Source organism: Ruegeria sp. K7 (assembly GCF_056531785.1).
In genome coordinates, this window is the sequence record NZ_JBQFMJ010000001.1 from 240,629 (window position 1) to 255,656 (window position 15,028).

17 protein-coding genes are annotated in these 15,028 nt (G+C 58.6%); 7 read left to right on the forward strand and 10 right to left on the reverse strand.

Going from position 1 to position 15,028, the window contains the following annotated elements; translation table 11 throughout:
- Positions 1-27: 27 nt before the first annotated feature.
- A complete protein-coding gene (locus ACR0FE_RS01160) occupies positions 28-612 on the reverse strand; it encodes a L,D-transpeptidase (protein ID WP_170676933.1) in 585 nt (194 codons plus the stop codon).
- A 199-nt stretch (positions 613-811) separates the two neighbouring features.
- Positions 812-2,311 (reverse strand): CoA-acylating methylmalonate-semialdehyde dehydrogenase, encoded by a 1,500-nt coding sequence (locus ACR0FE_RS01165; protein WP_480910383.1) that lies wholly within the window; start codon positions 2,309-2,311, stop codon positions 812-814.
- A gap of 103 nt (positions 2,312-2,414) precedes the next feature.
- On the opposite strand from ACR0FE_RS01165, the gene ACR0FE_RS01170 reads away from it, so the two are divergent.
- The 3 genes from ACR0FE_RS01170 (at position 2,415) to coaD (ending at position 4,395) form a co-directional block, all read left to right on the forward strand.
- Positions 2,415-3,317 carry a LysR family transcriptional regulator gene (locus tag ACR0FE_RS01170; protein ID WP_170616845.1) on the forward strand — a complete coding sequence of 301 codons (903 nt, stop codon included), beginning with the start codon at positions 2,415-2,417 and terminating at the stop codon, positions 3,315-3,317.
- Between the two features lie 63 nt (positions 3,318-3,380).
- On the forward strand, positions 3,381-3,818 hold the full coding sequence (locus ACR0FE_RS01175) for a CBS domain-containing protein (RefSeq protein WP_170619007.1): 438 nt from the start codon (positions 3,381-3,383) through the stop codon (positions 3,816-3,818).
- 85 nt (positions 3,819-3,903) lie between these two features.
- A complete protein-coding gene (coaD, locus tag ACR0FE_RS01180; RefSeq protein WP_170616849.1) occupies positions 3,904-4,395 on the forward strand; it encodes a pantetheine-phosphate adenylyltransferase in 492 nt (163 codons plus the stop codon).
- On the opposite strand, the gene gap (ACR0FE_RS01185) is transcribed toward coaD, so the two are convergent.
- From gap (ACR0FE_RS01185) to gap (ACR0FE_RS01195), 3 genes are all read right to left on the reverse strand, one after another.
- Positions 4,387-5,391, reverse strand: coding sequence for a type I glyceraldehyde-3-phosphate dehydrogenase (gap, locus tag ACR0FE_RS01185; protein ID WP_480910388.1), 1,005 nt, complete (start codon positions 5,389-5,391; stop codon positions 4,387-4,389). The genes coaD and gap (ACR0FE_RS01185) overlap by 9 nt on opposite strands.
- An 81-nt stretch (positions 5,392-5,472) precedes the next feature.
- Positions 5,473-5,616, reverse strand: coding sequence for a hypothetical protein (locus tag ACR0FE_RS01190; RefSeq protein WP_170616853.1), 144 nt, complete (start codon positions 5,614-5,616; stop codon positions 5,473-5,475).
- A 71-nt stretch (positions 5,617-5,687) separates the two neighbouring features.
- Positions 5,688-6,689 carry a type I glyceraldehyde-3-phosphate dehydrogenase gene (gene gap, locus ACR0FE_RS01195; RefSeq protein ID WP_170816535.1) on the reverse strand — a complete coding sequence of 334 codons (1,002 nt, stop codon included), beginning with the start codon at positions 6,687-6,689 and terminating at the stop codon, positions 5,688-5,690.
- 182 nt (positions 6,690-6,871) lie between these two features.
- Here gap (ACR0FE_RS01195) and ACR0FE_RS01200 point away from each other — a divergent pair, with 182 nt between their 5' ends.
- Positions 6,872-7,831 carry a DUF808 domain-containing protein gene (locus tag ACR0FE_RS01200; RefSeq protein WP_170616857.1) on the forward strand — a complete coding sequence of 320 codons (960 nt, stop codon included), beginning with the start codon at positions 6,872-6,874 and terminating at the stop codon, positions 7,829-7,831.
- A gap of 56 nt (positions 7,832-7,887) precedes the next feature.
- Here ACR0FE_RS01200 and tkt read toward each other — a convergent pair whose 3' ends face one another.
- Complete coding sequence (gene tkt, locus ACR0FE_RS01205; RefSeq protein ID WP_480910392.1) at positions 7,888-9,912, reverse strand: transketolase; 2,025 nt, start codon at positions 9,910-9,912, stop codon at positions 7,888-7,890.
- Between the two features lie 235 nt (positions 9,913-10,147).
- On the opposite strand from tkt, the gene ACR0FE_RS01210 reads away from it, so the two are divergent.
- From ACR0FE_RS01210 to ACR0FE_RS01220, 3 genes are read left to right on the forward strand one after another with little or no spacing between them, the layout of a single operon-like run.
- Complete coding sequence (locus ACR0FE_RS01210) at positions 10,148-10,945, forward strand: hypothetical protein (protein WP_480910395.1); 798 nt, start codon at positions 10,148-10,150, stop codon at positions 10,943-10,945.
- Complete coding sequence (locus ACR0FE_RS01215) at positions 10,945-11,340, forward strand: cell division protein ZapA (RefSeq protein ID WP_480910397.1); 396 nt, start codon at positions 10,945-10,947, stop codon at positions 11,338-11,340. Before ACR0FE_RS01210 ends, ACR0FE_RS01215 begins: the two co-directional genes overlap by 1 nt.
- 2 nt (positions 11,341-11,342) lie before the next feature.
- Positions 11,343-11,684, forward strand: a complete 342-nt coding sequence (locus ACR0FE_RS01220; protein ID WP_480910400.1) for an MliC family protein — start codon at positions 11,343-11,345, stop codon at positions 11,682-11,684.
- Positions 11,685-11,691: 7 nt separating this feature from the next.
- Here ACR0FE_RS01220 and grxD read toward each other — a convergent pair whose 3' ends face one another.
- The 4 genes from grxD to purL all read right to left on the reverse strand — a co-directional run bounded on the left by grxD (position 11,692) and on the right by purL (position 14,916).
- Positions 11,692-12,054: a Grx4 family monothiol glutaredoxin gene (grxD, locus tag ACR0FE_RS01225; RefSeq protein WP_170616867.1), complete on the reverse strand. Its 363-nt coding sequence runs from the start codon at positions 12,052-12,054 to the stop codon at positions 11,692-11,694.
- The gene (locus ACR0FE_RS01230) at positions 12,041-12,331 is read right to left on the reverse strand and encodes a hypothetical protein (protein ID WP_170616869.1); all 291 of its coding nucleotides are present in this window, start codon (positions 12,329-12,331) and stop codon (positions 12,041-12,043) included. The genes grxD and ACR0FE_RS01230 overlap by 14 nt, the downstream gene beginning before the upstream one ends.
- A gap of 45 nt (positions 12,332-12,376) precedes the next feature.
- A complete protein-coding gene (locus ACR0FE_RS01235) occupies positions 12,377-12,613 on the reverse strand; it encodes a BolA/IbaG family iron-sulfur metabolism protein (protein WP_170619006.1) in 237 nt (78 codons plus the stop codon).
- Between the two features lie 143 nt (positions 12,614-12,756).
- Positions 12,757-14,916, reverse strand: coding sequence for a phosphoribosylformylglycinamidine synthase subunit PurL (gene purL / locus ACR0FE_RS01240; protein WP_480910403.1), 2,160 nt, complete (start codon positions 14,914-14,916; stop codon positions 12,757-12,759).
- Between the last annotated feature and the right edge of the window lie 112 nt (positions 14,917-15,028).

Consider the following 15,028-nt stretch of genomic DNA (forward strand, 5'->3'; position numbering starts at 1 on the left):
CCCGGCCTTGAGGCCGGGGTTTTTTCGTCAGATCAGTCTGACTTGTGTGCCGATCTGCACCAGCGGGTACAACTGTTCGACATGCTGATTGTACAAACCAATGCACCCGGACGAGCTTTGACGACCGATTTTGCGCGTATCATGCGTTCCGTGCACCAGATAGGCAGGCCAGCCCAGATACATTGCGCGGGTTCCCAGCGGATTGCCCGGGTCGCCACCTTCCATTCGCACCGGCAGGTTCGGGTCACGCTCGCGCATAGATGCAGTCGGGGTCCAGCTGGGATTTTCCCGCTTGCGCACAACTTCGGTATACCCGCGTTTGGTCAGTTCCTCGCTCATCGGGACTGAGCTGGGATAGAGTTTATAGGTCCCATCCGGTGCCCAGTAGTGAACGGCACGGCTGGTAATATCGGCCAGCAGGCACCCGACGCCCAGTTCATTGAAGTGATCCTGCCAGTTCTGCTGCGAGAACGAGGACACATTGCGCCGCACCGGCAACTGCGTGCTGATGGCTTCTTCTTCCTGCGGAAATGCGTCAAGACTTTGCGCGCGTACCAGGGCAGGCGTCGCCAGAAAGGTCGCTGCGCCCAGCAATGCAGAGCGGCGGGTCATGCGGGGATTTGACAAGTTGGCCTCCGGTTCAGGAACTGCTCGGGTATTTATTTGGCGCTAAAATATTGTCAGCCGGTTCGGTTTTCCAGAGCTTTGCGTCTGAATTTTTCGTGAAATGGTCCCCGTTGGCGACGCTTCGCCGAAAAAAGCCCGGCCTGTGGCAGGCCGGGCATATCGTTTTTCAGGTCCGATGTGCAGATCAGTCCATCGCTTTGAAGTTGAACTCGCCACCTTCCTTGATGCCGGACGGCCAGCGCGACGTTACGGTTTTGGTCCGGGTGTAGAACTTGAAGCTGTCCGGACCGTGCTGGTTCAGGTCGCCGAACATGGATTTCTTCCAGCCGCCAAAGGTGTGGTAGGCCAGCGGAACCGGGATCGGAACGTTAATGCCCACCATGCCGATGTTCACGCGGCTGGCAAAGTCACGCGCGGTGTCACCGTCGCGGGTGAAAATCGCGGTGCCGTTGCCGTACTCGTGGTCCATCGCCAGCTTCAGCGCTTCTTCATAGGAGCCGGCGCGGACGGTCGACAGAACCGGGCCAAAGATTTCCTGCTTGTAGATGTCCATGTCCGGGGTCACGTGATCGAACAGGTGCGGACCGACAAAGAAGCCGTCCTCATAGCCTTGCAGACTGAAGTCGCGGTTGTCGACAACCAGTTTCGCGCCTTGTTCCACGCCCGAGTTGATCAGACCCAGAATGCGCTCTTTCGCGGCACCGGTGACAACGGGCCCCATGTCGACATCGTCGCCCGCGGTGTAGGGGCCGACCTTCAGCTTTTCGACACGGGGGATCAGTTTCTCGATCAGCGCGTCGGCTGTTTCCTCACCTACCGGAACAGCGACGGAAATGGCCATGCAGCGTTCGCCCGCCGCGCCAAAGCCTGCGCCAACCAGCGCGTCGGCTGCCTGATCCAGATCCGCGTCAGGCATGACGATCATGTGGTTCTTTGCGCCGCCAAAGCACTGCGCGCGCTTGCCGTTCGCGGTGGCACGCGAATAGATGTATTGCGCGATCGGGGTCGATCCAACAAAGGACACGCCCTGAATGACCTCGCTGTCCAGCAGCGTATCCACAGCTTCTTTGTCGCCATTGACGACCTGGAACACGCCTTTCGGCAGACCGGCCTCGACGAACAGTTCGGCCAGCATCAGCGGCACGGACGGGTCACGCTCGGACGGCTTCAGCACCACGGCGTTGCCGCAGGCCAGGGCAGGGCCGACATGCCATAGCGGCATCATCGCCGGGAAGTTGAACGGCATGATCGAGGCGACAACGCCCAGCGGCTGGCGCATGGAGTACATGTCGATGCCGGGGCCCGCGCTGTCAGTGAATTCACCCTTCAGCATCTGAGGCGCACCGATGCAGTATTCGATGACTTCCAGACCACGCTGCAGGTCACCCTTGGCGTCGGGAATGGTTTTACCGTGCTCGCGGCTCAGCGCCTCGGCCAGTTTGTCCATATCGCGGTTCATCAGGCCGACCATGGCCATCATCACGCGCGCGCGCTTCTGCGGGTTGGTCGCGCCCCAGGCCGGTTGTGCGGCGGCGGCGTTGGCAATTGCAGCAGTGGTTTCAGCGGCACTTGCCATCGGGCATTTGTACTGCACTTCGCCCGTTGCAGGGTTGAAGACGTCGTCAAAGCGGCCGGACGATCCGGCCACGTTTTCGCCGTTAATGAAATGGGTCAGTTCAGTCATAGCGAATTCCTCCGAAGTAAGTTGCGCGCACAATAGGCTTGCATAAATCACTTGAACAGAGGCAATGTCTCAAAGAAGTTTTGCAAAAATGCAAAGGTCTTGGATGAACCGGAACTGGGATGATATGCGGGTGTTTCTGGCGGTGGCCCGTGAACAAAGCCTGTCTGCCGCCGGCCGCCTGTTGAAGATCGACGCTGCAACCGTTGGGCGTAGAATCGCCCGGCTGGAAACCGCGCTGGAAACACCGCTATTCTCAAAATCTCAGCAGGGATACATTCTGACCACTGCCGGCGAACGGTTGGTCGAGCATGGTTTGCAGGCCGAAGAGGCGATGCGGGCAGCAGCCGGAACAGTTACGGGATCCTCCAAAACGCTGAGCGGTCAGATACGGATCGGTGCACCCGATGGCAGCGCCAATTACCTGCTGCCCCAGGTCTGCGCAAAGATCTGTGATGCAAACCCGGATCTGGACATCCAGATTCTGGCCCTGCCGCGGGTCATCAATCTGTCCCGGCGCGAGGCTGACATGGCAGTTACCGTCAGCGCCCCGACGGCAGGGAAATTGCTTGTCCAGAAGATCAGTGATTACCGGCTGCATCTGGTTGCCACGCAGGAATACCTGGCACAGCATGACGCCATTCATTCTGTGGACGACCTGCGAGGGCACCGGATGATTGGTTACATTCCTGATATGATCTTTGATCGTGAACTGGATTATCTCGTTGATCTTGGCGTTGACCGTGTCGCGCTTGCATCGAATTCCGTCTCAGTTCAGCTGCGCCAGGTCACGCTTGGCAGCGGCATCTGCGTCGCGCATGATTTCACGCTTCCGTTCCATCCGAACCTGCGGAAAATATTGACGGATCAGGTCAGTCTGACACGCAGTTTCCATCTGGTCCGGCACCTCGGAGATCAGCGCAATGAGCGACTGAATCGCTTTGCCGACGCGTTGACGCAGGGCATCCGCGAAGAGGTCGCGCGGCTTGAGGCTCAAGCTGCACCTTGACAGGTGCAAACATTCGGGCAAGGCTTTGAAAAAACAGTACGTTAGTCCGGAGGTTTTTTGCAAATGCTTGTACAGGCCATTCTCAAATCCAAGGCGACCAGCGGGGTAGTGACCGTTCAACCTTCGGCTACCGTGTCCGAGGCGGCCCAGATCCTTGCGGATAAACGGATCGGTACGGTGGTTGTGTCCGATGATGGCGGAGAAACAGCGGCCGGTATCTTGTCGGAACGCGACATTGTGCGCGAACTTGCCGCAAGCGGCAGCGGATGCCTGACCCAGCCGGTCAGCACGTACATGACCCGCGAGCTTGTGACCGCATCGCGGCAGGATTCCGTGCAGGACATCATGTCACGCATGACCGAAGGGCGCTTTCGACACATGCCGGTGATAGAAGACGGCAAGCTGGTCGGTATCGTCACTTTGGGCGACGTTGTCAAAGCGCAGCTATCCGAACTGGCGATGGAGAAAGACGCGCTGGAAGGCATGATCATGGGGCATTGATGCCCCTTGCATGTAACGGGGCCTCTTGCACCTGCGGCAGAGTTGTGTTTGCTTGCGCAGAAATTTTATTGCGCAGGAGGTCTCGATGAGGGTTGGATTATATCCGGGAACCTTTGACCCAATCACCCTGGGACATATCGACATTATCCGCCGCGCCTCGGCCCTGGTGGATAAACTGGTCATCGGCGTTGCAATCAACCGCGACAAGGGGCCGTTGTTCTCGCTGGAAGAACGCGTAGCCATGATCGAGGCCGAATGTGCCCATCTGAGCGATCAGACCGGGACCGAGATCGTCGCCCATCCATTCGAAAATCTGCTGATCGACTGCGCGCGCGATGTTGGCGCCCAGATCATTGTGCGCGGATTGCGCGCTGTGGCGGATTTTGAATATGAATTCCAGATGGTCGGAATGAACCGGGCGCTGGATGATACGGTTGAGACCGTTTTCCTGATGGCCGAGGCTCGACACCAGGCCATTGCCTCGAAACTTGTGAAAGAGATTGCCCGGCTGGACGGGGACGTATCGAAATTCGTTACGCCCCTCGTCAATGACGCCTTGCGCAAGAGGTTAGGCTAGGGCACCCATCGCGGCGGCAGTATCCAGCATCCGGTTCGAAAAGCCCCATTCATTGTCATACCACGCCAGAACCCTGACCAGTGTTCCGTCAGTGACTTTTGTTTCCGGCAGGGACACGGTCGAGCTGTGGGCATCGTGGTTGAAATCCACTGAAATCAGCGGACGGGTCTCGGCAGCCAGAACACCCGGGATCCTGGAAGCAGCACCCGTAAACAGCGCATTTACTTCGGCCTCCGTGGTTGGTCGCGACACCTCGGCGACCAGGTCAACGACCGACACATTCGGTGTGGGAACGCGAATGGCCTGGCCCGTCAGTTTGCCGGCCAGTTGGGGCAGCACGAGGCCGACAGCAGATGCTGCGCCCGTCGTAGTGGGAATCATCGACAACGCGGCGGCCCGTGACAGGTAAGGGTCCTTGCCTGCGGTATCGTGGACCGGCTGACTGGCCGTATAGGCATGCACCGTCGTCATGTTGCCATGCACAATGCCCAGCCCGGCATCCAGTGCCGCGGCAACAGGGGCCAGGCAGTTCGTTGTGCACGACGCGTTTGATACAACAGTGTCAGCGGCCGTCAGGTCTTTGTCGTTCACCCCAAATACGATTGTCTTGACCGCGCCATCACCGCGCGCAGGGGCCGAAATCAGGACCTTCTTTGAACCGTTTTCGAAGTGACGCGATGCAGCTTCGCGCGTGCGAAAAACACCGGTACATTCAAGAACCACGTCCACATCGGACCAGTTCAGGTTTTCGGGGTCGCGTTCACTGGAAAGTCTGATCGGTCCGGATCCGACATCCAATCCGGCATCTGTCAACCGAACAGGCCGTGTGTAACGCCCATGGACGCTGTCGAATTCGAAAAGATGGGCGTTTATTTCCGGTTTTGCCAGATCGTTGATTGCCACGATCTCGACGTCTGTACGGCCTGTTTCCATGACCGCGCGCAACACACCACGTCCGATCCGCCCAAATCCGTTGATTGCCAGCTTTAGTGTCATTTTCTGCTCCGTCGATTGTGGGCCTGAATAAGGTTAGCGCTAACAAAGCCAGATAACAGGAAATGTCAAGTAAAACCTCTGTCAGCGCCAGAAAGCGAGCCAGTCGAGAAAGCTGTAGAGTTTTTTGGCAAGGAACAACAAATGTTCGGTTCCGAACAATGCAAAGTCGAGGAAGAAACCGCCGAGGATGAACAGGCCGAGCCAGATGGCGATTTGATTGGTCATTTGCGCACCGCAGGAAAAAGCCCGCCCAGATAACCTGAGCGGGCCAAAATGTTCAATAACAGTCGGCTGGTTTAGTTAAGACGACCCATTGCAACAGCGACATCCGCCATGCGGACAGAGAAGCCCCATTCATTGTCGTACCATGCCAGAACGCGGACCATACGTCCGTCGACCACGCGGGTTTGGTCCGGCGCGAAGATCGAGCTTTCCTCGGTGTGGTTGAAGTCGGTCGAGACCAGCGGCGCGGGTTCGTAGCCCAGAACGCGCTGCATCGGGCCTTGCGCCGCTTCCTGCACGATCGCGTTAACCTCTTCGACCGTGACATCGCGCGACGCACGGAAGCTGAGGTCCACGGCGGAAACGTTCGGTGTTGGAACGCGGATGGCTGACCCATCCAGACGCCCTTTCAGGTTGGGCAGAACCTCACCCAGCGCCTTAGCGGCACCGGTGCTGGTCGGGATCATCGACATGGCGGCTGCGCGGGCGCGGTACAGATCGCTGTGGCGGCGGTCCAGGGTCGGCTGGTCACCGGTATAGGCGTGGATCGTGGTCATGATGCCGTGTTCGATGCCGATGCCTTCGTCCAGTACCTTGGCAAGCGGAGCAAGGCAGTTGGTGGTGCAGGAGCCGTTGGAAACCATTTTGTCCGCAGCAGTCAGACCGTTGTGGTTCACGCCAAACACGATTGTCTTGTCGACGTTTTTGCCCGGCGCCGACAACAGAACTTTCTGCGCGCCACGGTCCAGGTGGGTCTTTGCTTTAAGACCGTCATTGAACTTGCCAGTGCATTCCAGAACGACGTCACAGCCTTCCCAGTCCAGTTCGCTCATATCGTAGGTCGAGAACATCTGCATCGGGCCGCGGCCCAAATCCATGGTGTTGCCGTTGATGGAAACGTCACGCGGGAAACGTCCGTGAATGCTGTCATATTTCAGCAGGTGTGCCGAGGTTTCCAGCGGTCCGGTGGCGTTGACCTTGATCACCTCGATGTCGTTACGGCCGGATGCCGCGATATGTGACAGGGTACAGCGGCCAATGCGGCCAAAACCATTGATACCGACCTTGATGGTCATATGACGTCTCCAAATGCGCTTGCTTTGGGGGCCATATAACGGTGAAAGCGAATTCTCAAAAGGGCAAAAATGGCATATTTTTAAGGTGTTAGCGCAAACCTCACGCGATTGCGCTAACGCTTGCGCTAGCCGTGAGATCGGGTAGGGTCTCGATTGCGGCAGGTGACAGGAAAGGAAACGCGATGAGTGGTCTGTTGGCCCTGTTGGACGATGTGGCAGGGATTGCCAAGGTAGCAGCAGCTTCGGTGGACGATGTGGTGGCTGCCGCCGGCAAGGCCGGGGCAAAGACCGCAGGGGTCATCATTGATGACGCGGCTGTTACTCCGAAATACGTGCAGGGCTTTGCGCCAGCACGGGAGTTGCCGATCATCTGGCGTATCGCGCGCGGCTCGATTTTCAACAAGATCATTCTGTTGCTGCCGGTGGCTTTGCTGCTGGCCAATTTCGCACCCTGGCTGATCACACCACTTTTGATGCTTGGCGGGTCATACTTGTGTTTCGAAGGGGCCGAAAAGATCTTTCATGTTCTGTTCCCGCACGGAAGCCACGCGATTGAACAGGATATGAGCGTGCGCGATCCGGGCCATCTTGAGGAACAGAAGGTCAGGGGTGCCATCAAAACCGATTTTATCCTGTCTGCTGAAATCATGACCATCGCGCTGGCGGCGATCGAGGCCCCGAACTTATGGATGCAGGCCGCAACACTGGCCGTTGTCGGGATCGGGGTGACGGTAGCGGTCTACGGCTCGGTCGCGTTGATTGTGAAAATGGACGACGTGGGACTTTATCTGGCGAAAAACGCCCCGACACCTATTGGCCGGGGGCTGGGCAGGGGACTTGTGCGGGCCATGCCTGCTGTGATGAAAACCTTGTCGATTGTGGGAACTGCCGCGATGCTGTGGGTCGGAGGTTCAATTGTAATCCACGGGATGGAAGTTCTTGGGTTTGGCTGGCTGGGCCACCACATCCATGATTGGGCCTATGCCATCGGTCATTCCGTGTCCGATCAGTGGGTTGGAGCGGTGGAGTGGATATCCAAGGCCACTATGGACGGCGTGTTCGGTTTGGTCTGGGGTCTGATCCTTATCCCGCTTGCAACCAAAGTGATAATGCCGATCTTTGGAAAGTCCGGATCTCACTGAAACCAAATGGAAAAGGGCGGCCAGAGCCGCCCTTCGCTTGTTTGTTCTGGTTGCGCTTAAAGGCCCAGAAGTTCCTTGACCTTGGCAACAGTAGCCTCGGCAGTAATACCGAAATGCTTGTACAGCTCACCAGCCGGGGCTGAAGCGCCGAAGCTCGACATGCCGATAAAACCGGCCTTGGCCTCGCGACCACGCTCGCCCAGCAGCCAGCGATCCCAGCCACCGGCGCGGACGGCGGCCTCGATACCGACACGAACGGCGCCTGCGGGCAGAACGCGTTTGCGATAGGCTTCGTCCTGTTCGGCGAACAGTTCCATGCAGGGCATTGACACAACACGGGTGCCGATGCCTTCGGCCTCGAGCATCGCCTTGGCTTCCATCGCCAGAGAGACTTCCGAACCGGTGGCGATCAGGATGGCCTGACGCTTGGCTTCCGCGTCGGCCAGAACATATGCGCCTTGTGCGGTCAGGTTTCTGGCCTTGTGGTCCTTGCGTACGGTGGGCACGCCCTGACGGGTCAGGGACAGGACCGAGGGGCTTTCTTTGAACGTCAGTGCCAGTTCCCAGGCTTCGGCTGTCTCAACCGTATCCGCGGGGCGGAACACGTAGGTGTTCGGTGTCGCGCGGGAGATCGCCAGATGCTCGACCGGCTGGTGGGTCGGGCCGTCTTCACCCAGACCGATCGAGTCGTGGGTCATGACGAAGACCGAAGGCACCTTCATCAGTGCGGCTAGGCGCATGGACGGGCGGGCATAGTCGGTGAAGGCCATGAATGTGCCGCCATAAGGGCGGATGCCGCCGTGCAGCGCCATACCATTCATCGCAGCGGCCATACCATGTTCGCGAATGCCGTAGTGAATGTAACGGCCCTTGCGGTTTTCCGGCAGGAACACGGCCATATCGGCGGATTTGGTGTTGTTCGAACCGGTCAGGTCCGCCGAGCCGCCCACGGTCTCGGTCATGATCGGGTTCACGACATTCAAAACCTTCTCGGACGAGGCCCGAGTTGCCAGTTTCGGCTGGTCTTCCGACATCTGTTTCTTGAACGAGCGGATAGCACCGGCCAGTTTTTTGGGTGCTTCAAACGCGTAGGCGCGGTTGAACTCGGCCTGCTTGCGTTCGGACAGTTGTGCAAAACGCTCCTGCCATGCGGCGCGCTCGGTCGCGCCACGGGCGCCGATGACTTCCCAGGCAGACTTCACGTTGGCGGGGATTTCGAATGCGTCATGAGGCCAGCCGTAGCCGTCTTTTGCCGCCTTCAGCTGATCCTGATCGGTCAGTGCGCCGTGCCCCTTGGACGTATCCTGCGCCGCATGACCCAGTGCGATATGGCTTTCACAGGCGATCATGGTCGGTTTGTTGGATTTCTTCGCCTGTACGATGGCGGCGTCGATAGCTTTGGGATCATGGCCATCGATTTCGATCACCTGCCAGCCCGAAGCCGTGAAACGGCGCACCTGGTCGGTGCGGTCGGCCATATCGACGGTGCCGTCGATGGTGATGTTGTTGTTGTCCCAGAACACGATCAGCTTGCTCAGCTCATGACGGCCGGCCAGAGTGATAGCTTCCTGGCTGACGCCTTCCATCAGGCAACCGTCGCCCGCTATCACATAGGTGTAGTGGTCGACGACCTTCTTGCCGTAATGCGCGCGCTGAATTTCCTCGGCCATGGCAAAGCCGACGGCGTTCGAGATGCCCTGACCCAGTGGGCCGGTGGTTGTCTCAACACCTTCGATCAGGAAGTTTTCCGGGTGGCCCGCCGTTTTTGCGCCCAACTGGCGGAAGTTCTTGATCTCATCCAGCGTCACATCTGCATGGCCGGTGAGATACAGCAGCGAATAAACCAGCATCGAGCCGTGACCCGCCGACAGAATGAACCGGTCGCGGTCGGGCCAGTTCGGGGCTGACGCATCAAACTTCAGGTGCTTTTCGAACAGTACGGTCGCAACATCGGCCATGCCCATCGGCATGCCGGAATGGCCGGAATTGGCGGCGGCGACGGCGTCGAGGGTCAGGGTGCGGATGGCCGCAGCTTTGTCCCAGTGTTCGGGGTTGGCATTGCGCAGCGCAGTCAGGTCCACGGGCGTTGTTCCTTTGGGTTACAGGCAGGTTGAGCGCTCAATAACACTCAGCCCCCAAAGTTCAAGTGGAACCGGGCATTCCATGAGGTGGCCGCTTCAAGAAGACGGTCCAAGTCGTTGAAAGCAAACAGTGGGTATTTTCCGGAACAATCCGTTAGACTAGGCACAGAAGTGGTTTGCATTGATTCGGACAAACCCGAGAGATAACGAACCTTGAAAATGAGGTGACAGGGGCATGAGCCAGATCGAAGAACTACAGCGTCGCCTGACCGCCGCGATGGAGCGGATTGGCGCGGGTGTAGCGGCCATTCAGGACACAGCACCAGCCAAAGAAGGCGCAGATGACGAACTGCGCGTCGCGCTTGAGGACGAGCGTGTGGCGAATGCGCAGTTGGAAGAGCGGCTGAAATCTCTGAAAGAACGTCACGAACATGAAGTCGACGCGATGCGCGCCGATATGGAGGCTTTGCGCAACGTTCCTGTTGATGACGCCGAGAAAACGGCACTGCGCCAACAACTTGCCGATGCCAATGACAGGCTGGCCTCGGTTGAAGCTGCGCGGGCAGAGCTTGCCGACGCCAAGGCTGCGCTGGACAACCGTGAGGAACTGGAGGCGCTGAAGGCCGAAAACACTCGGTTAAGCGCATTGAGTGGAAAGCTGCAGGAGCTTGAGGCCGAAAATGCCCGGCTGCTGTCAGAGATCGCCGACACCGAGCGTCTGGAAGAACTTAACGCCGAACTGGAAATGCTGAGGGCGGAACGGTCAAGCCATGGGGCCGCGATGTCGCGGTTGGATGACGACCTGCAGCGCATGCGTAAAGCCAACGAACAGTTGCGGCGTTCGGTTGATGAGTTGCGCGCCGCCGTGCAGGACGGTCTGCCGGATGCGGAGATGCTGAACCGCGCCACAGTTGCCGAGTTGGAAGCAACGCGTGCCGCTCAGGCGACGGATGCAGCTGAGGCGCATGCGGTTCTGGCACGGCTGGAACCTTTGTTGTCACAGGCAAAGCTGGCAGAAGGTGAGGTGGAGTGATGCCCGAAGTAACCATTCATATCGGTGGTCGTGGTTTTGACGTCTCGTGCCAGGAGGGTGAAGAGCAATTTCTGCAGGCAGCGGCCCAAATGCTGGACGACGAGGCTCAGGTTCTGTCGGACCAGATCGGGCGCATGCCGGAATCACGAATGCTGCTGATGGCTGGCCTGATGCTGGCGGACAAAACCGTCGGAACCGAAGAAAAGGTCAAATCCCTTGAGGCAAAGCTCGCCGAGTTCCAAGCGGAGCTAGAGACGCTGCGAAATGCACCACCGCCGGAACCCGAGCGTGTTGAAGTGGCAGTCGTGCCGCCATCGGTGACCGACACCTTGGGAGAACTGGCTGCGCGGGCCGAAGCGCTGGCGTCAATGCTGGAAGAGAAGTCCGCGGGATGAGAATGCTGCGCAATCTGGCATGCTTTGGACTGCTGATGTCAGGATCGGCCGCTTTGAGTGAGATCGACATATTATCAGTGACTTTCACCTGCGAAAACGAAGTGCCGCTGCATGTGAGCTACTTTAATTCGACCGATGGATCAGGTGCTGCGGCGGTCATGGTCGACAACACTCTGGTCGCCATGCGCCAAGTCGAAAGCGGATCTGGGATTCGCTACGAGTCTTTGGGCACAGAGGGAACGTATATTCTGCGTTCCAAGGGCTGGAACGCTTCGATCAGCTATCTGGCGGCAGGAAGCGCCGCCAGTGAGCAGGTCATTTATCAGGAATGCAGCAGCCGGTAAGCGCCGATCAGGCGTTTGCTTCGCGGATTTTGTCGGCTGCTTCCTTGTTGTAGCCGACGCCGTTTTCGTCAAACAGCGTGTCCAGTTCACCCGACAGGGTCATTTCTGTAACGATGTCACAGCCGCCTACGAACTCGCCTTTGACGAAAAGCTGCGGCACGGTCGGCCAGTCGGAATAGTCCTTGATGCCCTGACGCACTTCTTCGTCGGCCAGAACGTTCACGTCGGTGTAGTCAACACCCATATAGTTCAGAACACCGGCCACACGAGACGAGAAACCACATTGCGGCATTTCCTTGGTGCCCTTCATGTACAGCACCACATCATTGGCTTTGACGGTTTCGTCGATCTGGGTCTTAACGTCGCTCATCTTGCTTGTCCTCTTCACCCGCATCCGGGGCGGTTGTTTCGTTTTGTGGGGCCTCTGGACCCCATCCTTCCGCTTCGAGCCGCCGATGCTCGGCCTGCGCCAAAGACAACGGATCCAGCCCGTATCTCTCTATTCCGCCCACCTGGCTGATTTCGTCCGGATCAGGACGGATATCGGCCAGCGAGCGTTTCTTGTTGCGCTTCAAATAGGCTTCAATAAGCGCTGCGGCAACAATCAATCCAACTACAATGCAAACGCCAAGCATCAGATCACTCATGTTCAGGCCTCCACTGGGGTTTGCGAGTGATGACGCCGGGTCTGATCATTCCGGAATTTTTGTAGTCAACGCCAGCGCGTGCAGCTCACCATCCGGGCCATCCATTTTGCCTTTCAACGCGGCGTAAACTGCGCGCTGTTGCTGCACTCTGTTCTTTCCGCGAAAGCTTTCGTCAACGACCATGGCAGACATATGAACACCATCATGCCCGCCAACCTGAATCTCCGCATCCGGAAAGGCTTCGCGCAGCAGGTGTTCGATTTCGTGGGCGCTCATTGGCATAAAGGTTACTCCTGAAGGTCTTTCCCAAGATGTAGAGCGATGCGCAGGGGCGTGCAAGGTGCCTCGGGGGTACCCCGTTTACAAATCCCGCGCCCGGTCGCGCGCGCAGGATTTCTGAATTTGGGATGTATGCAGGGTGGGCGTCAGGCTACCGCAGCGGCAAAGCTGCCACGGAAGATTTCCGCCAGTTCCGACAGCGGCGCTTCCGAACTTCCGATCCTGACAGCATCGCCCGTGAACCTGCCAACCGAGACCAGAGGGACACCGGCTTGACCGGCGGCGATCATCAGCGCCTCGGCCTGATCGAAGTTGCAGGCGACCAGATAACGGGCCTGATCTTCACCGAACAGGAACTCGGTCGATGCCTCGTCCAACTGAACGCCGACGCCAGACGCTTCGGCCAGTTCGAAAGCGGCCAGAGCAAGGCCGCCGTCGGCCAGATCGGTACACGCCTTGATCATGTTGCGGTTGGTGCGGATGAAATCTCCGTTGCGGGCCTCGGCCGCCAGATCGACATGGGGCGCATCACCGTTTTCGCGGTTGAACACCTCGGCCAGCAGGGCGGACTGACCCAGATGACCTTTGGTTTCGCCGATGACCAGCGCTACATGCCCCTCGCGGACTTCGTTGCCGATGATCTCGTCAGAATGCAGCAGCAGACCCACGGCGCCTATTGTCGGGGTCGGCAGGATCGCCTGACCATCTGTTTCGTTGTAAAGCGACACGTTGCCAGACACGATCGGCATATCCAGCGCGCCAACGGCTTCGCCGATGCCCTGAATGGCGCCGACAAACTGGCCCATGATCTCGGGCTTTTCCGGGTTGCCGAAATTCAGGTTGTCGGTCGTGGCCAGCGGCTTGGCCCCGACGGCTGTCAGGTTGCGATAGGCTTCGGCCACGGCCTGCTTGCCGCCTTCAACCGGGTTGGCGCGCACATAGCGCGGGGTAACGTCCGAGGTGAAGGCCAATACCTTGTCAGTGCCATGAACGCGAACCATGCCAGCGCCCAATCCCGGTGTGCGGGTGGAATCCGCCATCACCATGGTGTCGTACTGTTCATAAACCCATTGCTTGCCCGCGTAGTTGGGAGAGGACAGCAGGGCCTTCAATCCGTCGATCGGATCGATCTGTGGCACGTCGGCCAGTTCCTCGGCCTCGGGCGTCGGCTCCCACGGGCGGTCATATTCCGGTGCGGTCGAGGACAGTTTCGACAGGACAAGGTCAGCTTTGACTTCGCCATTGTGCATAATCAGGAAGCGGTCTTCGGCAATCGTTTCACCAACGATTGCGAAATCCAGATCCCATTTTTCGAATACTGCACGAGCTTCGGCCTCAAGTTCCGGCTTGAGGACCATCAGCATCCGTTCCTGGGATTCCGACAGCATCATTTCATACGCGGTCATGTCTTCTTCGCGCTGAGGCACGTTTTCCAGATCCAGACGCACACCAAGGCCGCCCTTGTCGCCCATTTCAACAGCCGAACAGGTCAGACCGGCCGCGCCCATGTCCTGGATCGAAATCACCGCGCCGGTCTGCATCAATTCCAGCGTTGCTTCCATCAGACGCTTTTCGGTGAAGGGGTCACCAACCTGCACGGTGGGGCGTTTTTCTTCGATGGTGTCATCGAATTCAGCCGAGGCCATTGTCGCACCGCCAACGCCATCGCGGCCGGTTTTGGCTCCCAGATAAACGACAGGCATACCGACGCCCGATGCGGCAGAATAGAAGATCTTGTCGCTGTCAGCGAGGCCGGCGGCGAACGCGTTCACAAGGCAGTTGCCGTTATAGGCAGGGTGAAAACGGACTTCGCCGCCCACACAGGGAACACCGAAACAATTGCCGTAGCCGCCGATCCCTTCAACCACGCCGTTGACCAGTTGGCGCGTCTTGTGGTGGCCCGGCTCGCCAAAGGACAGTGCGTTCATCGACGCAATGGGACGCGCACCCATGGTGAATACATCGCGCAGAATGCCACCCACGCCGGTCGCCGCCCCTTGGTAGGGCTCGATATACGAGGGGTGGTTGTGGCTTTCCATTTTGAAGACGACGGCCTGACCGTCGCCGATATCCACCACGCCCGCATTCTCACCAGGGCCGCAAATGACCTGAGGCCCCGAGGTGGGCAGCGTGCGCAGCCATTTCTTCGAGGACTTGTAGGAACAGTGTTCGTTCCACATGGCCGAAAAGATGCCAAGCTCGGTAAATGTCGGCTCGCGCCCGATGATCTCCAGGATCATGTCGTATTCTTCGGGTTTCAACCCGTGTGCTGCAATCAGATCCGGGGTGATGGCGGGCTCTTGCATGGTTTGTCCTGTGTCCGAGATGGCCGAGATTGCGCGCCTTTTAGGCCATGGGCGCGCCCGTGGGAAGGGTCAAGACCGCGCAGGGCGCAAGAACCGGGCCGAAAGCTAGGAG

What these genes read in the sequence shown, in the direction of transcription:
- ACR0FE_RS01165 (WP_480910383.1), bottom strand. Translation starts at nt 2,311, where the DNA reads ATGACTGAACTGACCCATTTCATTAACGGCGAAAACGTGGCCGGATCG.
- ACR0FE_RS01215 (WP_480910397.1), top strand. Translation starts at nt 10,945, where the DNA reads ATGCCCGAAGTAACCATTCATATCGGTGGTCGTGGTTTTGACGTCTCG.
- ACR0FE_RS01230 (WP_170616869.1), bottom strand. Translation starts at nt 12,331, where the DNA reads ATGAGTGATCTGATGCTTGGCGTTTGCATTGTAGTTGGATTGATTGTT.
- coaD (WP_170616849.1), top strand. Translation starts at nt 3,904, where the DNA reads ATGAGGGTTGGATTATATCCGGGAACCTTTGACCCAATCACCCTGGGA.
- gap (WP_480910388.1), bottom strand. Translation starts at nt 5,391, where the DNA reads ATGACACTAAAGCTGGCAATCAACGGATTTGGGCGGATCGGACGTGGT.
- purL (WP_480910403.1), bottom strand. Translation starts at nt 14,916, where the DNA reads ATGCAAGAGCCCGCCATCACCCCGGATCTGATTGCAGCACACGGGTTG.
- ACR0FE_RS01200 (WP_170616857.1), top strand. Translation starts at nt 6,872, where the DNA reads ATGAGTGGTCTGTTGGCCCTGTTGGACGATGTGGCAGGGATTGCCAAG.
- ACR0FE_RS01160 (WP_170676933.1), bottom strand. Translation starts at nt 612, where the DNA reads ATGACCCGCCGCTCTGCATTGCTGGGCGCAGCGACCTTTCTGGCGACG.
- grxD (WP_170616867.1), bottom strand. Translation starts at nt 12,054, where the DNA reads ATGAGCGACGTTAAGACCCAGATCGACGAAACCGTCAAAGCCAATGAT.
- ACR0FE_RS01190 (WP_170616853.1), bottom strand. Translation starts at nt 5,616, where the DNA reads ATGACCAATCAAATCGCCATCTGGCTCGGCCTGTTCATCCTCGGCGGT.
- gap (WP_170816535.1), bottom strand. Translation starts at nt 6,689, where the DNA reads ATGACCATCAAGGTCGGTATCAATGGTTTTGGCCGCATTGGCCGCTGT.
- ACR0FE_RS01170 (WP_170616845.1), top strand. Translation starts at nt 2,415, where the DNA reads ATGAACCGGAACTGGGATGATATGCGGGTGTTTCTGGCGGTGGCCCGT.
- ACR0FE_RS01235 (WP_170619006.1), bottom strand. Translation starts at nt 12,613, where the DNA reads ATGCCAATGAGCGCCCACGAAATCGAACACCTGCTGCGCGAAGCCTTT.
- ACR0FE_RS01210 (WP_480910395.1), top strand. Translation starts at nt 10,148, where the DNA reads ATGAGCCAGATCGAAGAACTACAGCGTCGCCTGACCGCCGCGATGGAG.
- ACR0FE_RS01175 (WP_170619007.1), top strand. Translation starts at nt 3,381, where the DNA reads ATGCTTGTACAGGCCATTCTCAAATCCAAGGCGACCAGCGGGGTAGTG.
- ACR0FE_RS01220 (WP_480910400.1), top strand. Translation starts at nt 11,343, where the DNA reads ATGCTGCGCAATCTGGCATGCTTTGGACTGCTGATGTCAGGATCGGCC.